Origin of the sequence: Azospirillum sp. (genome assembly GCF_035628975.1) — a bacterium.
Lineage (GTDB): Bacteria > Pseudomonadota > Alphaproteobacteria > Azospirillales > Azospirillaceae > Azospirillum.
In genome coordinates this window covers 1-21,160 of sequence record NZ_DASPIS010000144.1, presented here as the reverse complement: position 1 = coordinate 21,160, position 21,160 = coordinate 1, and the positions used below count along the sequence as shown (strand labels likewise).

Below are 21,160 nucleotides of genomic sequence, written 5' to 3'. Positions count from 1 at the left end.
TCAAGGATTGGTGTCTTCGGCCGGTTGGGTATCGGGTTGCCAGGGCAGGGCGCGGCGGGCCAGCGCGTCGACGGCGGCATAGAGCGTCACCGCGAACAGCCCCAGCACCAGCACCGCGGCGAACAGAAGGTCGATCTGCATGCGGGCGTTGGCGTGCAGCATCAGGTAGCCGAGGCCGGAGGACGACCCGACCCACTCGCCGATCACCGCGCCGATGGGCGCCACCGCCGCGGCCACCCGCACGCCCGACCAGAAGGCGGGCAGGGCGGCCGGCAGGCGGATGTTCCACAGGATCGCGGCGGGCGAGGCGCCCATGGTGCGGGCAAGGTCGAGCCAGCCGGGATCGGTGCGGCGCAGCCCGTCGAACAGCGCGGTCGTCACCGGGAAATAGATGACCAGCACGGCCATGGCGATCTTGGACGCCATGCCGTAGCCCAGCCAAAGCACCAGCAGCGGCGCCAACGCAAAAACCGGGATCGCCTGGCTGACCAACAGCAGCGGCATCAGCCAGCGCCGCGCCGTGCGGAACCGCGCCAGCAGCAGCGCGCTGACGCCGCCCAGGGCCACCCCGGCCACCAGCCCGATCAGGATCTCGGACAGGGTGGTCAGCCCATGGCTCCACAGCAGGGGTGCCTGCCGCCGCATTGCATCGGCCACGGCCAACGGACCGGGCAGCAGATAGCGCGGCAGCCCGGTGGCCCAGACCAGCGCCTGCCAGCCGGCGACCAGCACGGCGAGCGTGACCAGGGCGCGCAGCAGCGCCCTCATTCGGCCAGCCTCCGCAGCAGCTCCGCCTGCAGCGCCAGCAATCCGGGATCGTCGACCCGGCGCGGCACCGGACCGGACGGCTCCAGCGCCGATCCCATGACGGCGGGGCGGCCGGTCATCACATGCAGGCGGTCGCCGATGCGTAGCGCCTCCAGCGGGTCGTGGGTGACCATCAGGACGGTGCGGCCGGCCAGCGTTTCCGCCGCCGTCTCCTGCAGCCGCAGCCGCGTGATGGCGTCGAGCGCGGAGAAGGGCTCGTCCATCAGGACCAGCGGCTTGTCCTCCATCAGCGTGCGGGCAAGCGCCACCCGCTGCCGCTGCCCACCGGACAGGGCGGCCGGACGGTCGCGCTCCCGCCCCGCCAGACCGACGCGGTCGAGCAGCGCACGGGCACGCTCCACCCGCGCGGCATCAGGGCGGCGGTGACGCAGCCGGTCGCCGAGCAGGACATTGTCCAGAACCGTCAGCCAGGGCAGCAGCAGATCCTGCTGCGCCATGTAGGCGATGCGGCCGGCCAGGGGTTGCCCGTCGCCGGTGGCGACGCAGGTCGGCGGCTCCGGTTCGGCCAGCCCGGCGAGGATGCGCAGCAGCGTGGTCTTGCCGACGCCGCTCGGCCCCAACAGGCAGGTGGTTCGCCCCGCCGGCAGATCCAGCGTCAGATCGGAGAACAGCAGCGTACCGCCATAGGTCAGCCGCGCCTGCGAGACGGTCACCGAAAGCGGCGGAATCGCCGGCATTTGGGCCATCATCGCGGCAAGCCTGGCGGAAGGGCGGAGAGGGTGCGCGTGCGGTCTGGCATCACTGATCCCTACGCCGGCATGAACCGGATCAGGTTCCAGGGGTCGTCCCGCAACGGGACCTCTCAGCCGCCCATCGGCTCCCCCCAGTGAAGGCGGCGACTATAGGCGCGGACGATCCGTGACCGCAAGCATTGCCGCTGGCCCTTCCAAAGCGCGGAAGCGGCGGGGTGCCGCTTGACCGGCGCGCAGCTCCGCCTAGTTTCTGGCGGGACCGATGGAGATCATCCCCTGACCACGCCTCTCCGCACCCCTCTGTTCATCGGCGGCGACATCTATCGCGGCTCGACCTATGGCCCGAAGCATCCGCTGGCGATCCCGCGCGTATCGACCGTCATCGACCTCAGCCGCACCATGGGGTGGCTGCCCGACAAGGTCTATCTCGACACCCATGTGGCGAGCGAACGCGAACTGGCCCGCTTCCACACGGCGGACTACATCGCCGCGCTGAAGCGGGCGGAGGCGGAGCAGCGGGTGGACGAGGCGACGGCGGCCCGCCACAATCTCGGCAAGCTGGAGAATCCCGTGTTCGCCGAAATGTACCGGCGGCCGGCCCACAGCAGCGGGTCGGCCCTGCAGGCGGCGCGCATCCTGGGCGACCGTCCGGCCGGGCTGGTCTATGCGCCGGCGGCCGGCACGCACCATGCGCGCCGCGACCGGGCCAGCGGCTTCTGCTATTTCAACGCGCCGGTGCTGGGCATCCTGGAACTGCTCGACCATGGGCTGGAGCGGGTTCTCTATGTCGACCTCGACGCCCACCATGGCGACGGGGTGGAGGAGGCCTTCGCCGACGACGACCGGGTGCTGACCATCTCCATCCACGAGGACGGACGCTGGCCCTACACCGGCAAGGCGGAGGACCGGGCCGGCGGCATGGCCCGCAACCTGCCGGTCCCGCCGGGCTTCAACGACAGCGAGATGGAGCATGTGATGGAGGCCGCGGTGCTGCCGCTGGCCCGTGCCTTCCGTCCGCAGGCGATGGTGATCCAGACCGGCGCCGACGCCCTGGCCGAAGATCCCCTGAGCCGGCTGGAACTGTCCAACCATGCGCTGTGGGAGGCGGTGGCGGCCCTGCTGCCGCTGGCGCCGCGGGTGCTGGTGGTCGGCGGCGGCGGTTACAACCCCTGGACGGTCGGGCGCTGCTGGGCCGGCATCTGGGCGGTGATGAACGGGATCGACCCTGCCGTGCCGCCGACGGCGGAGGCGGAAGCGGTGCTGCGCGCCCTAACCTGGAACCGCGCCGCCGGTCGCAACCCGCCGGAGCACTGGTTCACCACCCTGGCGGACGAACGCCGGCCGGGACCGGTGCGCGATGCGGTGAGGCGGGTGGCGGAGATGGCGGCATCCTGACTCATTTCCGACGAATTTGGAGCGAAGCCGAGACGATTCGTTGACGGGGTTGGATTGTTCGTTGATCCTCGAAGTTCCGCACCGATGCTGATCGCGCCCAGTCCGGCAGGTCGGGCGGTGCGGATTACCGGAGGAGAACGGGCGGGCGGATGTCGAACACGACGCTGTTCCTGATCGCCATCGTCATCATCATGCTGGCCGCCGTCCCGGTCGCCATGATGCTGAAGGATTTCCTGCCGAACATCCTGGAAAAGAGCAGCGGTCTGGAGCAGATCGAGAACCGCGTCTACGTGCTGCATGCCGAGGCGCACGAGCTTCAGAACCGCGTCAATCAACTGGTCCAGCGCCGCAACAGCCAGTCTTCCGAACGCCACCGGCTGGAAACCGACATCCGCAAGGCGGAAAAGCAGATCAGGGATCTGGCGGAACAGCCGCCGCTGTTCGTGCATGAGGTCGGCGATCCGCAGGCCGGCCTGATGAAGTTCGTCGCGACCGTCACGCAGGAGAAGGCATCGGCCGCCGCGCGGGCCGCCGGTGACCGCGGGCCGGTCAACCCGATCTGGCGCTGCGCCAATGTGGCGGAGGTGTGGGCGTCCAGCTTCGACGAGGCCAAGCAGATGGTCGACGTCGCCTTTCCCTTCAAGCTGGGCTTCCAGAAGTCGTTCATGCGCGGCGACGCGCGGACCGGCGGCGGTAAGGGGGGTGCGAAGGGCGGCGCACCCCAGCCCCCGGCGACGGCGCGGGCCAAGGCCGCTTCCGCCATATCCGGCGCCGTCACATCCGGCGCAGCCACATGATGATCAACTTCATCATCGTTCTGGGGATCATCGCCATCGGCGCATGGCTCGGCAACGTGCTGCTGTCGGTCGAACAGCGGGTGTCGCAGGCCCGGCAGCGCGTCCGCGGCGTCCGCGGTACGCTGGACAAGCTGGACGCGACCATCCATCGCTTGCACCGGGAGGAGGAGAACCTCCATGGCGAGATCGAAGAGCTGGTCCGCGACATGGTGGAACTGCGCAAGAAGCAGGTCGAGGTGCATCAGCGCCTGACCGAGGCGCAGAACCGCCGCCGTCCGCAAATCCTGATCCTGACCGACCGCCGCAACCCCGGCGACAAGGAATGGCTGGTCACCATGGTGAACCAGCAGATCGGCGAGATCGACGCCGCCCACCCGCTGGCCGTCGAATGGGCGCGCGGACGCGATTATCTGGTTTGGGCGGAATCGGAACGCGAGGCCGCCGAACGCGCCACCCGCCGGTTCAGCGCAAGGCCGGGCTATCAGGTGAAATCGGTGACGGCGGTGAAGGAAGACCTCTACAGCGCAAGCGCCGCCCGCAACGCTGCGGCCTGACCGGCAAAGAGAAAGCCCTTCTCCCGCGGGGGAAGAAGGGCTTCGAAGAGCGGACCGGTGAGGTCGTAAGTCTCAGCGTGCCTTGGCGGTCGCCGGGGTCTGGCGGAAGGCGTCGTGCAGGTAGGGCGACAGCGCCTGACGCATGTTGCGCAGCCATTCATGGATGATGATCAGCGAGCGGGAGGCGACGGGCGGGGTCATGCCCAGCTTCACCAGGTCCTCGCGGGTCATCGTCGCCACCTGATCCAGCCGGTGGCCGGTCAGGCGGGCCCAGGCGGGGGCGGCGCAGGGCGACATGGAGATGACCTGCAGCCCCTCGCGCTCCACCATCTCCGCCTTGCGGCGGGCATACTGGCTGTCCTCGAGCTGCGAGAAGGGGCCGGAGAAGCCGTTCTCCACCAGGACGCGCTTGGCCTTCGGCGCGATGGTTGCCACCCGCTCCAGCGTGGTCATGCCGGTGGACAGCGAGGCGAGATCGACGGTCACCGGCACCATGAAGGTCAGCCGCTCGCCGTCGCCGACGTAATAGTCGAAGCCCGACACCTCGGCCCAGTTGAAGAACCACTGCGAGATGTTACCGCCGAAATCATACAGGCGGCCACCGCGCTGCAGCTCCGGCCCGATCAGGTCCCAGAACTCGTAGAAGCCGTCGCCCGACCCCATCATGTTCATGAAGTCCTGAGTGATGCGGCGGTGTTCGACCACGTCCGGGCCGAACAGGCGGGCGAGTCGCTCGTTCACCTCGTACTCGACGACCTTCAGTTGCAGGCCTTCCAGCATGGCGGTCGCCATCAGGTGATGGGACAGCAGCGTCTTGCCGACGCCGCCGCGGTCATTGAGGACGAAGATCGTGCCCAGCATGCGATCGCCTTTCCAGTGTACGTTTGTTGAGTCGTCTTGGAGCATCGGGGGGGACATCAAGGAGCCGGTGTTCTGCGCGGCCGCCGTGGACGTCGGTTGGGGAGCCGGCCGCGCGGCCGGCTCGGGGGTCGGTTCAGGTACAGGTTCGGGGGCCGGTGCCTCTTCCGCGTCGCTCTCTACAGCGGCTTCCGGTTCCGGGGCACTGGTCTCCGCGCCCGTTTCACCGTCCGCCGCCGGTTGATCCTCAGCCTCCTTCGCAGCCGGAGCCAGCAGGCTCGGGGCAGGGGAGGCGGGTTCGGATTCGGGTTCGGGTTCGGGGACGGAGTCGGCCGATTCCATGTCGGCTTCAGGGTCGGCTTCAGGCGTCTTCGCCGGCGGCGGGACGGGAGCAGCGTCGACGGACACTGCGGCGGCCTCGTCGGCATGATCGGAGCCGGCGATCAGGGCGGTCTCCGGGGGCTCTTCGTCCTCGCCCATCAGCCCGGCCGACAGCGCAGCCTCGTGGACGGCGGCAAGCGTTTCCGCCGGCATTGCCGCGGCGGCACCGCCATGGTCGCCGACCGCCTCACCACGTCCCTCGTTCCCGACCAGGAAGAAAGCGGAGCGCAGGGTGACCGGCGAGATCGGTTGGCTGTCGCGGGCGGTAATGCCCAGCTTCGCCAGCAGATCGGAGATTTCGGCCCAGGACAGACCGCGTTCGCGCATCAGTCCGATATCGGCATAGCTTTCGCGCACCGCCTGCATGGCGCTGCGGTTGCCAGCCGGGCGATCGGCAAGGAGCCGTTCAAGTTCCGAGCGGTCGATCGACACCGTATGGGATTCCGGCAAGATGAAATGGCGGCGGGGAGGCGCCGGGACGTTGGATCACAAGGAATCCTTTCCCCTGGGGCCGAAAAAATAGTACAAGCGGCCATCACGCGCAAACGGTTTCCAAACGACTTCAACGGCGCTAAACATCGCTCTCCGATTGGGGGCGCCGGCCGTGACGTGCGGCAACTTCGCCGACGCTCCGGCTGACCGCGCCATGACGTCGGCTTTTGGAACCGCTGTCCGGTTGCGCGGTTTGCAGTACGCACGTCCGGCTGTATTCGTCGCGACGTCTGTTTTCACTGGGCTGGGCTTGGAACCGGGGTTGGGCAGGATGCCTCACGATTTTGGTTCGTCACGGGACCGGCGATCCGCATCCGCACCGGGGGCGGGAATTGGTTTCCACGAGTTGCGGCAGGCCTGCGAGATCTCTGCGTTGCGCGAGGATCTAGAACGGCTGGCCCACGAGGCCGGCGCGTTGCGTGACGGTGTGGAACAGGCAGTGGAGGATGTCCGCGACCGATTCGCCGCCCTGAGTGCGGAGGAAATGGCCGATCCCATGGTCCTGGCCCCACTGCTGCAACTCGCGGTAACCACCTTGCTGGAGATTCGCGAGCAGGCGCGGCAGCTCAACACCAGCACCGGCCCGCTGGCCGACGACGAGCGTCCCTCCTGGATGGGGGCCGCGGAGGCGCCACGCCTGCGCCCCTCTGCGCCGCCGCCCGCCTGGGGCGAGGCATGGGATGAGGAAACGCCTCCGTCCCGGCCTCACCCCGTGGCCCACGTTCCGCCATCCGTCCAGCCGGCCGCATCACCGGGCGACCTGCCGGCAGATCTGCCGGCCCGGCCGGCGCAAAAGGCATTGGCGGCACCGACCGCGCAGGCTCCGGTGGCCGAGCCGTTCCGTCCGGCAGCGGGCTCATCCACGCCGACCACCGCCGAACCGGTCTCGCCTTTCCCACCTGCCCAGACGCCGGCAGCTTTGCCCGCGGCCCCCACTTCGCCTGCCGATGCCCAGGCCGCCTGGCTCTCCGGCGAGCCTGTTCCGCCGCCGCCGCCGTCAAGGGCGGCGACGGCGCGCAGCAATGGAACCGGCAGACCACGCCCGCCCGGCGGCATCGACTGGCTCGGCCCGGCAGGACGCTGACCATCTTTCCGGCATTGCTGCTGCTGTCCGAGGCCATCCGACTCGAGGTGATGTGTTTCTGCACCGATTGGCGAAAAAGGTCAGATCCTGAACGATTGATCTTGCAAATTCGGGGTGGTGTAGTACAAACGGCGTAGCATTAAGCGCAATTTTGCCAAAATTCGTCGCTTGTCGCTCAACGCCCTGTCTCCCGGAGGTCGGTCGCATGCTCAGGATCGACGCCATCGCCAAAACGCAGTCAACCTACCGCGCCCGCGCGCCCGGCCAACCGCTGCGCGTGATGGTGGTGGAGCATGACGAGACAGCCGCCGATGCCCTGGCGGTGGTGGTCAGCGACCTTGGCCATACCGTCTGCGGTGTCGCCCGAACCGAGGCGGAAGCAGCGGATTTCGCTCTGCGCGAACGGCCGGATCTGGCGCTGCTTGATGTCCGGCTCGGCGGCGGTGACGGCATCGCGGTGGCCCGGCGGCTGAACCTGGACCATGGCCTGCGCTGCATCTTTCTGTCCGGCAACAGCGACCACGGCACCATGGCCCGCATCACCGAGACCTATCCGCTCGGCGTCGTCCACAGGCCCTTCTCCCATGCGCAGCTGAAAGTCGCACTGGATCTGGCGGCGCGGCGTCTGCGCTGACCGGTTACCGGCGCTACTTCGAAGGAAACGGTTTTCCGGCGCCTGCTGCTCTGCTATATTTGTTCATGGAGTGTTCTGGTCCGGAACGGCAGGGCGAGTGCGCCAGTCCGGGGATCGCCAGTGCATTTCCGACGGCGGTTGACCGGCGTCGGTCCCTCGTGCTTCGTTGCGCGGGACCGGGGGGATGGTCGCCATTGAACAGCCGGCCCTGCGAATGGGAACCCTCGGCATCTGGGTGCCTCCGCCGGGCATCCTGACGGGTCGGCATGGATGCTGGGACACTCGCGCTTAGGAGCAACGAGCGATGAATGTTTGGACGTTTACGGGACGCTTGGGCGCGGACGGCGAATTGCGCACGACCCAGAGCGGGGAGAAGGTGCTGGGTTTCCGCGTCGCCAATGACGTCGGTTTCGGTGATCGCAAGACGACCCAATGGGTCGATTGCTCCATCTGGGGCCGCCGCGCCGAGTCGCTCGCTCCGCACCTGACCAAGGGCAAGAGCGTCGTCGTGTCGGGCGAGGTGACCCTGCGCGAGTACGAGAAGCGCGATGGCACCCGCGGCGCCGGCCTGTCGGTCCGCGTCGCCGAGATCGACTTCACCGGCGGCGCCCGTGAAGAGGGCGGCGGCAGCAGCTTCGGCGGCGGTGGTGGCGGCTACGAATCGCGTGGCGGTGGAAGCGGCGGTGGAAGCGGCGGCTATGGTGGTGGCAGCGGCGGCGGCAACTATGGCGGCGGTTCGTCGGGCGGCCGCAGCGGCGGCGGCGGCGGCGCTCCGCCCCGTCACGAGGACCTCGACGACGAAATCCCGTTCTGAGGCTGAACGCTTCAACGGCACACCTCATCGGCCGGATGCCTGTCATCCGGCCGATGTCGTTTTCGGGAAACGGGAACTGTTCCGCGGTCACTCCGCCAAGCGCGACCGCAGACGCGGTGCCATGTGGTCCAGGAAGGCGCGGACACGGCGCGGAGCGCGGTCGCGGCCGGTGTACACGGCGTGGATTTCCTCCATGTCCACCAGCACATCGTCCAGCACCGCCACCAGCCGCCCGTCGCGCAGATCGTCGCGCACGTGATAGTCGGCCAGCCGCGCCAGCCCCAGGCCCAGCAGCGCCATGTGCCGGACCGTCTCGCCATTGTTCGCCAGGATGCGTGTCGGCACTTCCCGGTCGACCAGCCGCCCTCCGGACTTCAGCGGCCAGACCGCGGCTGCACGGCGGAAGTTGAAGCCCAGGCAGTCGTGCGCCTCCAGGTCGGCCGCGGTCTGCGGCACGCCCCGCCGCTCCAGATAGGCGGGAGAGGCGACGATCCGCCGGCGCACCACGCCAAGCCTCTGGACCAGCAGCGCCGAATCGCTCAAAGGACCGGCGCGGAAGGCGACGTCCACCCGGGCGGCATAGAGGTCCACCACCTCGTCAGTCATCGTCACATCCATCGTGATGCCGGGATGATCGCGTAGAAATTCCGGCAACAGCGGCAGCAGGCAATGCTGGCCGAAAGGGACTGAGGCGTTCACACGGATCAGTCCGGTCGGCGTACGCGCGCCACCGCCGATCTCGGCGTCCAGCGCGTCCATCTCCCCCAGCAGAGCCTCGGCCCGTTCGCGGTAAAGCTCACCTTCCGCGGTCAGGCGAAGTTTCCGGGTCGACCGCTCCACCAGCCGCACGCCCAGTCGCTCCTCCAGCCGGGTGATCAGCTTTGCGGTGGAGGAGGGCGTCATGCCGACATCGCGACCGGCCGCGCTGAAACTGCCATGGGCGGCCACCCGCAGGAACACCCGCATTTCCCAGGCACGAGGATCGCTCATCGAACCATCTTTCACCAACCTTGTCACTGGACGACAAGATCATGGGAACACAGCGGGCATTCCCGTTCCAGACCTTATGACGCACATGGTCTCCCCAGAGCAGTCCCTGCCGGGACAGTCCTTCGAATGGAGACTTTTGAAATGCCTCTCGCACTGCTGGCGCTGGCGATCAGCGCCTATGCGATCGGGACGACCGAGTTCGTCGTCGTCGGCCTTCTGCCCACGGTGGCGGGCGACCTGGACGTCAGCCTGCCGCTGGCGGGGATGGTGGTCAGCGTCTATGCCCTCGGCGTCACCTTCGGCGCGCCGGTCCTGACCGCCCTAACCGGGAGAATCCGGCGCAAGCCGCTGCTGCTCGGGCTGATGGGCGTCTTCGTCGCCGGCAACCTGCTGGCCGGCGTCAGTCCGAATTACGAGACCCTGCTGGTGGCGCGGGTGCTGAGCGCCTTCGCCCATGGCGTCTTCTTCTCCGTCGGGTCGACCATCGCGGCCGATCTGGTGCCGGAGGACAAGCGCGCCTCCGCCATCGCCATGATGTTCTCCGGCCTGACCATCGCCATCGTCACCGGCGTGCCCCTGGGCACCTGGATCGGCCAGACCTTCGGCTGGCGCGCCACCTTCCTGGCGGTTTCGGCCCTGGGCGTCATCGGCGGCCTGGGTGTCGCGGCCCTGGTTCCCGCCCGCCTCAGCCAGCCTCCGGCCGCCGGGCTGGGTGCGCAGGTAGCGGTTCTGGCGAAGCCGCGGCTTCTGCTGGCCTTCGCGATCACCGCACTCGGCTATGGCGGCACCTTCGTCGCCTTCACCTTCCTGGCGCCGATCCTGGAGACGATCACCGGATTCTCCAGCGCCACCGTCAGCCTCGTGCTGGTTCTGTATGGTGCCGCCATCGCCGTCGGCAACGTCATTGGCGGCCGGCTCGCCAACCGCCGGCCGGTGCGGGCGCTGGCCTGGCTGTTCGCCCTGCAAGCGCTGGTGCTGATCGTCTTCACCTTCACCGCCGACGCCAAGATCCCGGCGCTGATCACGCTCGCCGGCATGGGCGCGCTGGCCTTCGCCAACGTCCCCGGGCTTCAGCTCTATGTCGTGCAGTTGGCGCAGCGCCATGCGCCGGGCGCCGTGGACGTGGCATCCGCGCTCAACATCGCTGCCTTCAACCTGGGTATTGCCGCGGGGGCCTTTTTCGGCGGACAAGTGGTGTCGTCGCCGCTCGGCCTCGGCGCCACACCCTGGATCGGCGGACTGTTCGTGCTGGGCGGGCTGGTCCTGACGCTGGCGAGCGGCGCGCTCGACCGGCGTGAACGGGCCGAGCCGGCTGTCTGCTGATAGCGCAGGCCGGCAGTCACGACTTTGAAAAACCGGAGGGAAAGTTGGCTGGGGCGCCAGGATTCGAACCTGGGAATGGCGGTACCAAAAACCGCTGCCTTACCACTTGGCGACGCCCCAACCGGCGCGGCGATCAACTCATATCGCCGGAAGGAGCGGCACCATAATCGGAAGCCCGGCCGAACGCAACAGGCTGTTTTCGAAAAATTTTCGCCGCGAAAACAGCCTCCCGGCAGGTCACCTCCCGACCGATCAGCGTCCCTCCCGGCGCCACGCCATCAACAGGCCGCCCAACACCAGGGCCAGAACCGCACCGACCGGTAGCAGCGGCACTTCGGTGACACCGGTCACCGTATAGTCGCCGTTGGCCCGCAGGCCGATCCAGCCGGAACCGCTCTGGCTGCGGTCGGCCTGGGTGCGGCGCACGTCGATGCCGGGGTTGGGCCCACTGTCGGTGTCGGTGATCCAGTGGATGCCGCCGCCGGTCGCCTCGGCCACCGGCTGCATCCGGTCACCGGTGGAGCGCACGTCGGCCAGTTCGGGCGTGTTGACCGCGCCCACCACGGCCAGCGTCGTCCGCTCCCCGTCTGATATGCGGTAGATGCCGGGCGCGCTGGCCGTCACCGTGGCGATGGCGCGGCCGGTCTTGTCGTCGGCCAGTTGCAGCGTGCTTGTTTGGTCGGACGGATCGGTGAGGGTGACAGAGCGCGGATCCGGGGTGAGGGAACGGCGTTCCACCGTGATGCGGTTGCCGTCCACGCGGGCGCGCAGGTCGTTCTCCTCCAGTTCCGGTTCCTTCATCAGCCAGTGGGCGAGACGGCGCAAAAGCTCCGCCTGCGGACCGCCGCCTTCGAAGCCGCGGCTCCACAGCCAGATCTGGTCGGAGGCAAGCTGCGCCACCCGGCCCTTGCCGACGCGGTCCAGCAGCAGAAGCGGGCGGTTGTCGGCCCCCTGCATGACCACGGTGCCGCCATTTGGGGCGACATCGACCTGATGGAACCAGCGGCCCCAGGTCGGCGGGGCATCGATGCGGTCACCTGGCAGTCCGGCGGTCACCGGATGGCGGCGGCCGACATCGGTGACGGTCGGCAGGAAGGGGCGGTCCACCGTCTGCCCATTGGGGGCGGCGGGGAGAATGGCGCCCAGGGGCGTGCGGTAGAGCGACAGCGGGGAGGCATAGCCCTGGCCCGACGCCTCCAGCAGGGCGCCGCCCTTGCGGACATAGTCGGCGATGTTCTCCAGATACATCTGGGGCAGCACGCCGCGGCGGCGGTAGCGGTCGAAGATGATCAGGTCGAACTCGTCGAGCTTCACCTCGAACAGCTCGCGGATCGGAAAGGCGATCAGCGACAACTCGCGGATCGGCGTGCCGTCCTGCTTCTCGGGCGGGCGCAGGATGGTAAAATGGACCAGATCGACCGCCGGGTCGGCCTTCAGCAGATTGCGCCAGGTGCGCTCGCCGGCATGGGGCTCGCCGGAGACCAGCAGAACGCGCAGCCGGTCGCGGACGCCGTTCACCACCACTGCGGCGCGGTTGTTGGCGAGCGTCAGCTCCTGCTTCGCCGCCTCCACCTCCAGTTCCAGAACATTCTGCCCGCCATGGGTGACCGGCAGGTCGATCCGTACGTCCTGTCCCACCGGAACGCGGATGGTGCCGGGCGCGCCGCCGTCCTGGCGCAGGGTCACCGCGGCGTCGGGGGACTGTCGTCCGGGCATGTCGTCGACGCGGATGGTCAATTCCACCGACTTGCCGACAAGGCCGTAGTTGGGCGCCTGCACGATGGCGATGCGGCGGTCGCCCTCGTTGCGGTCGCCGGTCAGCAGGGTGTGGACGGGGCCGATGTCGGCCAGCTTGCCCGGCACCTGCGGAACGTCGTGCACCTGACCGTCGGTGATGAAGACCGCACCGGCCATGCGGCGGCGCGGAACGTCGGCCATCGCGCGGTTCAGCGCGTCGAACAGATGCGTCTCGTTGATCGTGCCGCCGGTCTCGGCTCCTTCGCCGGTGCGCGCCACGCGCACCTCCAGGTCGTCGAAGCGCTTCAGCCGTTCGGTCAGTTGTTCCACCGCCCGGTCGGTGCGGGCGCGGCGGTCGCCGATGGCCTGGCTGGGCGAATCGTCGACCACGACCACCGCGACATCCTTGATCGGGTCACGCTTCTCCTGCACCAGCGACGGGTTGATCAGGGCCAGCGCCAGCACGATGACGGCCAGCAGGCGAAGCAGCGTGCCGCGCGCCCGGCGCAAGGCGGCGACCAGCACCACCAGCAGGGCGAAGCCGACCAGGGCGCCCAGCACCGGCCAGGGCAGCAGCGGCGCCAGAGCCACCGAAAGTCCGGAGAGCAGATCGACGGGCATTACTGGCCGAACCTTTCCAGGATGGCGGGCACATGGACCTGATCGGCCTTGTAGTTGCCGGTCAGGGCGTACATCACGACATTCACGCCGAAGCGATAGGCCATCTCGCGCTGGCGCTCGCCGCCGGGGATGACCGCGTACATCGGCTGGCCGTTGCGGCTGACCGCCCAGGCGGAGGCCCAGTCGTTGCCGCCGATCACGACGGAGGAGACGCCGTCATTCGCCGGCCCCTCCCGCGCCTCGATCCACAGTTGGCCGCCGGCCTGCCGTCCGGGGAAGTCGGTCAGCAGATAGAAGGACTTGCGCAGCACATGGTCCTGCGGCACCGGCGCCAGCGGCGGGATGTCCAGCCCCTGGACCAGACGCTGCAGAATGCCGGAACCGCCGCCCGGCGCCTGGTCGCGGGTGTCGAACAGGATGGTGCCGCCGCTGCGCATGTATTCGTTCACCCGCTGGCGCGCCTGATCCGACAGCGGCCTCTGCCGGTCGGAGACGGGCCAATAGAGCAGGGGATAGAAGGCCAGCTCGTCCCGCTCGGGATCGACGCCGACCGCTCCCGCCGCCTCCACCGCGGTGCGCAGGCCAAGAACGCTGACCAGCCCCTCCAGCCCGGCGCGCGAGGTGTCGTCGACGCCGCTGTCGCCGGTCTGGACATAGGCGAGATAGGTCTCCGCCGTCACTTTCACGGCATTGTCCTGGTCCTGCGCCCGGACCGGCTGAGGTGCGGCGGTTAGTGCGGCCGCCAGCAGCAGCGCGGCCGCCGCGCCGCCGGCCCCGCGGCGGAGGCGGGGAGCGCGCAGCAGGCCGCGAAGCGCCAGCGCGATCAGCAGGTCAATGGAGAGCAGGGCGAGCGCCGCCGCCAGCAGCGACGGCTTCAACGGCACCTCTCCGCGGCCGCCATAGCCGTCGCGCCCGACACCGGCCGGCAGGGGCGGCAGCGGGTCGATCGTGGTGACGGCGGAGGACAGGTTCAGGGCGCGGCGGGCATCATCGGTCCCGTAGAAGCCCGGCGGATGTCGCGGTCCGATCACGTCGGCGCCGGCATTGCCGGGAATCGGGAAGGCGGTGGGCGGCGGCGGCACCAGCCGTCCGGTGCCGTCCAGCACCTCGACCGGGTCGAGCGAGGTGGTCGCCGCGGTGCCCGTCACGCCGCCGCTGAGCGCCACCAGCCGGCGCAGCATGTCGACATACAGGCCCGACAGCGGCAGGTTCGACCAGTCCGGATTTGCCGTGGTGTGGACCAGCACGATCCAGCCGTCGCCGCGCTTCTGCGAGGTCACCAGCGGCGTGCCGTCGGCCAGACGCGCCCAGGTGCGGTCGGCCAGATCCAGCGCCGGTTCGGCCAGAACCTGACGGTTGACCTGAACGTCGGCGGGGATCGTCAGCCCTTCGAAGGGCGACTTGGCCGGGAAGGGCTGCAGCCGCGCCGGCTCCGACCAGGACAGGGCGCCGCCCAGGGCACGGTCGCCGATGCGCAGGCGGACCGGCACCAGCGTGTCGGCATGCTGGGCCAGACGCGGCCCGGCGAAGCGCAGCAGAACGCCGCCCTTCTTCACCCAATCCTCGATGTCCTGCACCTCGCTGCCGGTCAGGGCGCCGATGTCGGACAGGATCAGCACGGCAAGATCGCGCTTCAGCAGGTCCAGCGTGTCGCCGCGCCGCACCTCGTTGTAGGGCGACAATGCGCGCTCGAGGTAATAGAGGTCCGACAGCAGCGGCTGGCTTTCCCCCTCCGACCGGCCGGAAACCAGCCCGACCGGACGGCGGCGCCAGCGCTCATCCAGCAGCACGGTGGCGCCGGCGGTGGTGTCGCCCTCCACCCGCAGGGCGGCGGCGTCGTTGCGCAGCTCGGTGGGCACGTCCAGACGCACCTCCCGCGTCTTCTGGCCGGGCTCGAAAGCCACGGTCTGCCGGGTCAGCAGGCGGCCATCGGCGGCGGTGAGGCGGACGGTCACCGGCTCCGGCCGGGACGGGTCGGCGCGGACGATGCGGGCGGTCAGCACCGTCCCCTCGCTCGACGGCGGAAGCAGCAGGTGAGGGGGGCGCTCTGCCGAATCGTCGAGCACATCGGCGGAGCCCAGCCGCTGCAGCCCGGCGGCCAACGCCGCGGCGCGCCCGTCGCCGACACCGTCGCTGAGCCAGACCGCGTGGATGGAGCCGCTGCCGTTCGCCTGGGCGGCGACCGCCTTCAGCGCCTCCAGCGCCGCGGCGCGGTCGGTCGGCCAGGGCAGGGGGGCCAGCGCCTGGGCCAGACGGCGGGCCTCGGTGGCGGGCAGGACGGCGCTGGCATGGATCGGCTGGCCATCGGCCGGCGGGGCGGTCGGCAGCAGGATGACCGGGCGTTGTTGGCGCTCGGCCTGGGCGATCATCTCGTCCATCGTGCGCTTGCGCGTCGGCCAGTCGCGGCCGGCGGCCCAGCCATTGTCGACGACCAGCAACAGCGGTCCGCCGCCCGGCAGCGCCGCGCGCGGGTTCAGCAGCGGCCCGGCCAGCGCCAGGATGATCAGCGCCGCCACGATCAGCCGCAGAAGCAGGAGCCACCAGGGCGTGCGGGCCGGCGTCTCCTCCTGCGCGGTCAGGTCGCGCAGGAGGCGGATGGCGGGAAACTGGATGGCGCGCGGCGCCGGCGGCGTGACGCGCAACAGCCACCACAGGACCGGCAAGGCGGCCAGTGCGGTCAAGACCCAGGGGGCGGCGAAGGCGATCGGTCCGAGACCCAGCATTGGCGCGTCTTCAAGAGGGGGAGGGGATCGGCCGCACAAGCCATACGGGCCTGCGGCTGTAAGCGACCGTCATCTCCGCGCAGGCGGGGATCCGGACCTTGGGCTGCGTGGCGCCGCAGGGAGGCCTGGATCCCCGCCTGCGCGGAGATGACGGTGAATGCGGGGGAGGGGACTCCGGCCGCCGCTTCACACCGCCTCCATCGCCATCGCACCCCAGAGGGTGAGCAGCGCGGATTGCGGGGAACGGTCGGTGCGGTGGACGGCGAAGCTCCATCCTGCGGTGCGTGCCAGGGCGGCCAGACCATCCTGCTGCGCCTTCAGGCGTTCGCGGTAGGCCTCGCGCACCGCCTCCACCCGTGGGACCAGCAGGTTCTGCTCGCCCTCCATCCCGTAGAAATCGACGCGGCCGTCATAGGGCAGCGTCTCTTCCGCCGGGTCGAGGATCTGGACCAGATGGCCGCGCAGACCGCGGCCGGTCAGGCCGGCGACGGCGGCATGGATTTCTTGCAAGGGGGACAGCAGGTCGCCGAACAGCACGGTCTGGGCATGGCGGGGCAGGGGCTCCACCCGCGGCAGGGGATCCGGCGACGCGACGGCGCGCGGGTCGGTCATCAGCCGGGCGATGCGGTCGATGGCGGTCTTGCCATGATCGGGGCGCACGCCGCTGTTCAGCAGCGCCACCCGCTCGCCGCCGCGCGCCAGCAGGACGGCGGTGGCGAGCGTCAGCAGGTCGGCCCGCTCGCGCTTGGTCGGCAGGCCGGGGGCGGAGCGGAAATCCATGGAAGGCGAGCGGTCGCGCCACAGCCAGACGCTCTGCGCCGCCTCCCATTCATTCTCGCGCACATAGACCGGCTGGGTCTTGGCCGACTGGCGCCAGTCGATCATCGACGGCGCGTCGCCGGGCTGGTAGCGGCGGAACTGCCAGAAGGTTTCGCCCAGCCCGACGCGGCGCCGGCCGTGCACGCCCTGGGCAACTGTGGCGGCCACCCGCTCCGCCGCGACCAGAAGCGGGGGGAGGGCCGAGGCCAGCTCCTCCGCACGATGGCGGGCGAGCAGCGTCGTTGCCACCGGGGTCTTGGCCGGGGTCTTCGGCTGTGGGGCTGGGCTGCGCGGCATCGCGGCTCCGCTCTGGAGGGGTCACATCAGGGGGGCACAGAGGCGGTCGATGACGTCGTCCAGCGTCACCCCGTCCGCCCGCGCGGCGAAATTCAGCGCCATGCGGTGCTTCAGGATCGGCTTGGCCAGCGCCACCACATCGTCCAGCGAGGGCGACAGCCGGCCGTCCAGAACCGCGCGGGCACGGGCGGCGAGCATCAGCGATTGGCTGGCGCGCGGGCCGGGACCCCAGGCGACGTGCTGGCGCACCTCCATCAGCTCCGACATTTCCGGCCGGCCGCGGCGCACGAGGTCGAGGATGCCGTCGACCACCCCTTCGCCCACCGGAACGCGGCGGACGAGGCGCTGCGCCGCCTGCAGGTCGGCGGCGGACAGCACCGTCACCGCGCGCTCGTCGGCGGAACCCGTGGTGGCGATCATCATCCGGCGTTCCGCCTCGCGGTCCGGGTATTCGACGTCGATCTGCATCAGGAAGCGGTCGAGCTGGGCTTCCGGCAGCGGGTAGGTGCCTTCCTGCTCCAGCGGATTCTGGGTGGCCAGGACGTGGAAGGGCTGGGGCAGCGGATGGTACTGGCCGGCGACCGACACGCGATGCTCCTGCATCGCCTGCAGCAACGCCGACTGGGTGCGCGGGCTGGCGCGGTTGATCTCGTCAGCCATCAGCAATTGGCTGAACACCGGGCCGGGGAGGAAGCGGAAGGACCGGCGGCCGTTGTCGCCCTCCTCCAGCACTTCGGAGCCGAGGATGTCGGCGGGCATCAGGTCGGGCGTGCACTGGATGCGCTTTTCGGCGAGGCCCAGCACGATGCCCAGCGTTTCCACCAGCCGCGTCTTGGCAAGGCCGGGAACGCCGATCAGCAGCACATGGCCGCCAGCCAGCAGCGTGACCAGCGTGCGATCGATCACCTCCTGCTGGCCGAAGATCACGCGGCCGATACGGTCGCGGACGGACGCCAGACGATCGCCCAGCGCCTCGATCTCCTCCATCAGCCGTTGCGGGTCCTCCGGCACGGGAGGCTGCCCCCTCAGGATGTCCTGTGCGCTCAAGGTCTGCTGCTCCCCCGATGATGAGCTGGCCCCGAGATGGGCCGGTTCGGCGTGGCAGTCGCGGTCGTCCGCGACGGGAAACACGGGATCCGCATGGTTGGCCCTGTTCCTGCGCGTTGTCGACACCCATTTTCCGGATCCTGCTGCCGGACCGGGTAGGGCCGACGGACCATTGGAGTGGACCTAACGGTCGAGTGTGGCGAAAATACGCATGTTCGGGGACAAAACGGTTCCCAATTCCATGAAGGTCGGTAACGCGATGGCGAAAGACAAGCGCGCAGATGGGCCAACCGCTTCGGAAACGCCGCCGGATGTTCCGTCCGTGCTGGGCCGGACTCCGACATTGGAGCAGTACGACATCCGCATTGCGCGTGACGGCACCTGGTTCCACAATGGCGATCCGATCCGCCGGATCGAACTGGCAAAGCTGTTTTCCACCGTTCTGCAGCGCGATGACGAGGGCGATTACTGGCTGATCACGCCGGTCGAACGCGGCCGGATCGTGGTGGAGGATGCACCCTTCGTCGCCGTGGAGATGACGGTGGCGGGCAGCGGGGCCGATCAGGTCCTGTCATTCCGCACCAACCTCGACCATTGGGTGGAGGCCGGCCCCGACCATCCGATCCGTGTAGCCGTGAACCCTGAAACCGGGGAGCCGGCACCCTACATCCAGATCAGAAGCCGGCTGGAGGCGCGAATCCTGCGGCCCGTGTTTTACGACATGGTGGAGCGCAGCGAGGCGCGCCGCACCGAAACCGGCGAGTCCGAGGTGGGTCTATGGAGCAACAAGGTCTTCTTCGCGCTGGGCAGGCTGCCTGGCGACTGAGCCTGGAGGAGGTCCGCCGGCGCTTTCCGGCGATGAGCCCCGATGAGACGCCCGTTGAGGCGATTGATGCGGCGGTGGAGAACGCGGTCCGGTCCAACCGGACGGCGCCCCGGCACGCGGCCAAAATCCGCGGCGATCACGATCTGAACCCGGAGATGGGACCGCCGGATAGTTTGCGCGAGGCGGCGGTGCTGGTCCCCCTGGTCGACCGGCCGGAGGAACTGACCGTCATCTTCACCCAGCGCACCGCGACGCTGAGCTCCCATGCCGGCCAGATCAGCTTTCCCGGCGGCCGGATGGAGCCGGAGGATGACGGCCCCGAGGATACCGCGCTGCGCGAAACGGCGGAGGAAATCGGGCTGGAGCGCGGCCGGATCGAAATCGTCGGCCGGCTGGACACCTATGTCACCCGCACCGGTTTCCGGGTGACGCCGGTGGTGGGGGTGGTGACTCCGCCCTTCATCCTGACGCCCGACCCGACCGAGGTGGCGGAGGTGTTCGAGGTGCCGCTGTCCTTCATCCTCGACCCGTCCAACCCGCAGCGCCACAGCCGCGAATTCCTGGGCAAGCCGCGCTGGTTCTACGCCTTTCCATATCCGCAGCGCTACATCTGGGGCGCGACCGCCGGCATGCTGGTGAACCTGCGCGACGTGCTGGGTGCCGCCGCGCGCGAAGCCGGGGAGGGCGGGGCATCCTCCGGTCCGCTCTGACGGCGGTGGAACGGCCATCGGGAATCGGATAGCGTCGCGCACCATGACCGTTGCCGCACGCCTGTCGCCCCAGCCCTGGATGACCGCGCCCGAAAGCCGGGCGGTATTCGCCGCCCTCGACGCGGGCGGCGCCGATGCGCGCTTCGTCGGTGGCTGCGTGCGGGACGCGTGGCTCGGCCGGCCGGTCAAGGACATCGACATCGCCACCCACGCGCCGCCGGAGCGGGTGATTGAACTGCTGGAGGCCGCCGGCATCCGCGTCATCCCGACCGGCATCGCCCATGGCACCGTCACCGCGCTGTGCGGCGGCAAGCCCTACGAGATCACCACGCTGCGGCGCGATGTTGAGACGGATGGCCGCCATGCCCGCGTAGAGTTCACGGACGATTGGGTGGAGGACGCCGCCCGCCGCGACCTGACGATGAATGCCCTGAGCTGCACGCCGGACGGCGCGATGTTCGACCCGTTCGGCGGTCTGGCCGATCTTGCCGCCGGCCGCGTCCGTTTCGTCGGCGAGGCGCGGCGGCGGATCGAGGAGGATGTGCTGCGCCTGCTGCGCTTCTTCCGCTTCCACGCCCATTACGGCCGCGGCGAACCCGATGCCGAGGCTATGGCCGCCTGCCGCGAGTTGGCGCCGCGCCTGCCGACGCTGTCCGGCGAACGGGTGCGGGGAGAGCTGTTCCGCCTGCTGACGGCAGCTTGCGCAGCGGCGGTCTGGCGGCTGATGATGGGGCAGGGGATCATGGTCCACTTGCTGCCGGAGGCGATGGATACCGACCGACTGGATCGGCTGATCGCGGTGGAGCGCGACTTGGGCATCATGCCCGATCCGACCCGCCGGCTGGCCGCGGTGCTGGACAGCGACCGACCGGGAGCGTTGCGCGCGGCGGAAGCGCTCCGGCTGTCCAACCATGAGCGCGACCGGATGCTGGCGCTTGTCGAACCGCCGATGGTTCTGATGCCGTCCGACGACCGCAAGGCGCTGCGCCAGGGGCTTTACCGCATCGGCGATGGCGACCTGTTCTGCGACCTGCTCCTGGTTGCCGCCGCCGTCCATGACGGCCCGCTCGACCTCACCGCGTTGCGCGCGGCGATGTCCGTGGCCGGCGACCTGCCGAACCTTCGCCTGCCGATAGCCGGCCGCGACCTGCTGGAGCTCGGCATCCCGCGCGGCCCGGCGGTCGGCGAAATGCTGAAACGTGTTGAGGGCTGGTGGATCGCCGAGGATTTCCAGCCGGGCCGGGAAGTTTGCCTGGAGATTGCACGCGGTCTGACCGGCGAGCAGCAAACTTGAGCTTGGCCGAAAGGGGGGGCAATGTTGCAACCGGATAGAAATGTCAGTGGTTTGCGCAAAGTAGGACTGTCAGTAGGTCAGGCTTAGGCTTGACGGTGTGTCGGGGGGGGGCGGCCTTTTTCGGCATATCTGGCATGGATGCGTTTGGGATCGGCTCGGCGGCGCGGTCAAGCCCCATCGCCGCTTCGCGGTGCGCCGCAGGCGCAGGGCTTGACGGCGGCGACGATCGCCGAGCCATCATCCT

The 21,160-nt window shown here is 69.4% G+C and carries 18 protein-coding genes, 1 tRNA gene and 1 riboswitch; of the genes, 10 read left to right on the top strand and 9 right to left on the bottom strand.

What is annotated here, in order from left to right; all coding sequences use genetic code 11:
* Both VD964_RS29520 and VD964_RS29515 read right to left on the bottom strand, forming a co-directional pair.
* Window positions 1–768, bottom strand: a complete 768-nt coding sequence (locus VD964_RS29520; protein WP_324871994.1) for an ABC transporter permease — start codon at window positions 766–768, stop codon at window positions 1–3.
* Entirely contained in the window at window positions 765–1,514 is a 750-nt protein-coding gene (locus VD964_RS29515) for an ABC transporter ATP-binding protein (protein WP_324872044.1), read from the bottom strand. The genes VD964_RS29520 and VD964_RS29515 overlap by 4 nt, the downstream gene beginning before the upstream one ends.
* Window positions 1,515–1,555: 41 nt before the next feature.
* Window positions 1,556–1,662, bottom strand: a riboswitch (TPP riboswitch).
* Window positions 1,663–1,742: 80 nt separating this feature from the next.
* Here VD964_RS29515 and VD964_RS29510 point away from each other — a divergent pair.
* The 3 genes from VD964_RS29510 (at window position 1,743) to VD964_RS29500 (ending at window position 4,266) form a co-directional block, all read left to right on the top strand.
* The gene (locus VD964_RS29510) at window positions 1,743–2,915 is read left to right on the top strand and encodes an acetoin utilization protein AcuC (RefSeq protein WP_324871993.1); all 1,173 of its coding nucleotides are present in this window, start codon (window positions 1,743–1,745) and stop codon (window positions 2,913–2,915) included.
* Between the two features lie 149 nt (window positions 2,916–3,064).
* Complete coding sequence (locus tag VD964_RS29505; RefSeq protein ID WP_324871992.1) at window positions 3,065–3,712, top strand: hypothetical protein; 648 nt, start codon at window positions 3,065–3,067, stop codon at window positions 3,710–3,712.
* Window positions 3,709–4,266, top strand: coding sequence for a hypothetical protein (locus VD964_RS29500; RefSeq protein ID WP_324871991.1), 558 nt, complete (start codon window positions 3,709–3,711; stop codon window positions 4,264–4,266). The genes VD964_RS29505 and VD964_RS29500 overlap by 4 nt, the downstream gene beginning before the upstream one ends.
* 72 nt (window positions 4,267–4,338) lie before the next feature.
* On the opposite strand, the gene VD964_RS29495 is transcribed toward VD964_RS29500, so the two are convergent.
* Window positions 4,339–5,937, bottom strand: coding sequence for a hypothetical protein (locus tag VD964_RS29495; RefSeq protein ID WP_324871990.1), 1,599 nt, complete (start codon window positions 5,935–5,937; stop codon window positions 4,339–4,341).
* A 433-nt stretch (window positions 5,938–6,370) separates the two neighbouring features.
* Between VD964_RS29495 and VD964_RS29490 the strand changes: the two genes are divergently transcribed.
* The 3 genes from VD964_RS29490 to VD964_RS29480 all read left to right on the top strand — a co-directional run bounded on the left by VD964_RS29490 (window position 6,371) and on the right by VD964_RS29480 (window position 8,529).
* Complete coding sequence (locus tag VD964_RS29490) at window positions 6,371–7,081, top strand: hypothetical protein (protein WP_324871989.1); 711 nt, start codon at window positions 6,371–6,373, stop codon at window positions 7,079–7,081.
* Between the two features lie 205 nt (window positions 7,082–7,286).
* Window positions 7,287–7,715: a response regulator gene (locus VD964_RS29485; RefSeq protein ID WP_324871988.1), complete on the top strand. Its 429-nt coding sequence runs from the start codon at window positions 7,287–7,289 to the stop codon at window positions 7,713–7,715.
* Window positions 7,716–8,019: 304 nt separating this feature from the next.
* On the top strand, window positions 8,020–8,529 hold the full coding sequence (locus VD964_RS29480; protein WP_324871987.1) for a single-stranded DNA-binding protein: 510 nt from the start codon (window positions 8,020–8,022) through the stop codon (window positions 8,527–8,529).
* Window positions 8,530–8,616: 87 nt separating this feature from the next.
* Here VD964_RS29480 and VD964_RS29475 read toward each other — a convergent pair whose 3' ends face one another.
* On the bottom strand, window positions 8,617–9,519 hold the full coding sequence (locus tag VD964_RS29475) for a LysR substrate-binding domain-containing protein (protein WP_324871986.1): 903 nt from the start codon (window positions 9,517–9,519) through the stop codon (window positions 8,617–8,619).
* A gap of 141 nt (window positions 9,520–9,660) precedes the next feature.
* Between VD964_RS29475 and VD964_RS29470 the strand changes: the two genes are divergently transcribed.
* Window positions 9,661–10,842: an MFS transporter gene (locus tag VD964_RS29470; RefSeq protein ID WP_324871985.1), complete on the top strand. Its 1,182-nt coding sequence runs from the start codon at window positions 9,661–9,663 to the stop codon at window positions 10,840–10,842.
* A 45-nt stretch (window positions 10,843–10,887) separates the two neighbouring features.
* Here the strand turns inward: VD964_RS29470 and VD964_RS29465 are convergent.
* The 5 genes from VD964_RS29465 to VD964_RS29445 all read right to left on the bottom strand — a co-directional run bounded on the left by VD964_RS29465 (window position 10,888) and on the right by VD964_RS29445 (window position 18,026).
* Window positions 10,888–10,962, bottom strand: a tRNA-Gln gene (locus tag VD964_RS29465).
* A gap of 132 nt (window positions 10,963–11,094) precedes the next feature.
* Window positions 11,095–13,200 (bottom strand): hypothetical protein, encoded by a 2,106-nt coding sequence (locus tag VD964_RS29460; protein ID WP_324871984.1) that lies wholly within the window; start codon window positions 13,198–13,200, stop codon window positions 11,095–11,097.
* Window positions 13,200–15,923 (bottom strand): DUF4159 domain-containing protein, encoded by a 2,724-nt coding sequence (locus tag VD964_RS29455; protein WP_324871983.1) that lies wholly within the window; start codon window positions 15,921–15,923, stop codon window positions 13,200–13,202. The genes VD964_RS29460 and VD964_RS29455 overlap by 1 nt, the downstream gene beginning before the upstream one ends.
* A 186-nt stretch (window positions 15,924–16,109) precedes the next feature.
* Complete coding sequence (locus VD964_RS29450; protein WP_324871982.1) at window positions 16,110–17,039, bottom strand: DUF58 domain-containing protein; 930 nt, start codon at window positions 17,037–17,039, stop codon at window positions 16,110–16,112.
* Between the two features lie 21 nt (window positions 17,040–17,060).
* On the bottom strand, window positions 17,061–18,026 hold the full coding sequence (locus VD964_RS29445; RefSeq protein ID WP_044549782.1) for an AAA family ATPase: 966 nt from the start codon (window positions 18,024–18,026) through the stop codon (window positions 17,061–17,063).
* 382 nt (window positions 18,027–18,408) lie between these two features.
* Here VD964_RS29445 and VD964_RS29440 point away from each other — a divergent pair, with 382 nt between their 5' ends.
* Genes VD964_RS29440 through VD964_RS29430 form a run of 3 tightly spaced genes read left to right on the top strand, consistent with a single transcriptional unit; the run spans window position 18,409 to window position 20,916 of the window.
* Window positions 18,409–18,912, top strand: coding sequence for a DUF1285 domain-containing protein (locus VD964_RS29440; RefSeq protein WP_324871981.1), 504 nt, complete (start codon window positions 18,409–18,411; stop codon window positions 18,910–18,912).
* 32 nt (window positions 18,913–18,944) lie between these two features.
* A complete protein-coding gene (locus tag VD964_RS29435) occupies window positions 18,945–19,622 on the top strand; it encodes a CoA pyrophosphatase (protein WP_324871980.1) in 678 nt (225 codons plus the stop codon).
* A 43-nt stretch (window positions 19,623–19,665) separates the two neighbouring features.
* A complete protein-coding gene (locus tag VD964_RS29430; RefSeq protein ID WP_324871979.1) occupies window positions 19,666–20,916 on the top strand; it encodes a CCA tRNA nucleotidyltransferase in 1,251 nt (416 codons plus the stop codon).
* Window positions 20,917–21,160 lie beyond the last annotated feature (244 nt).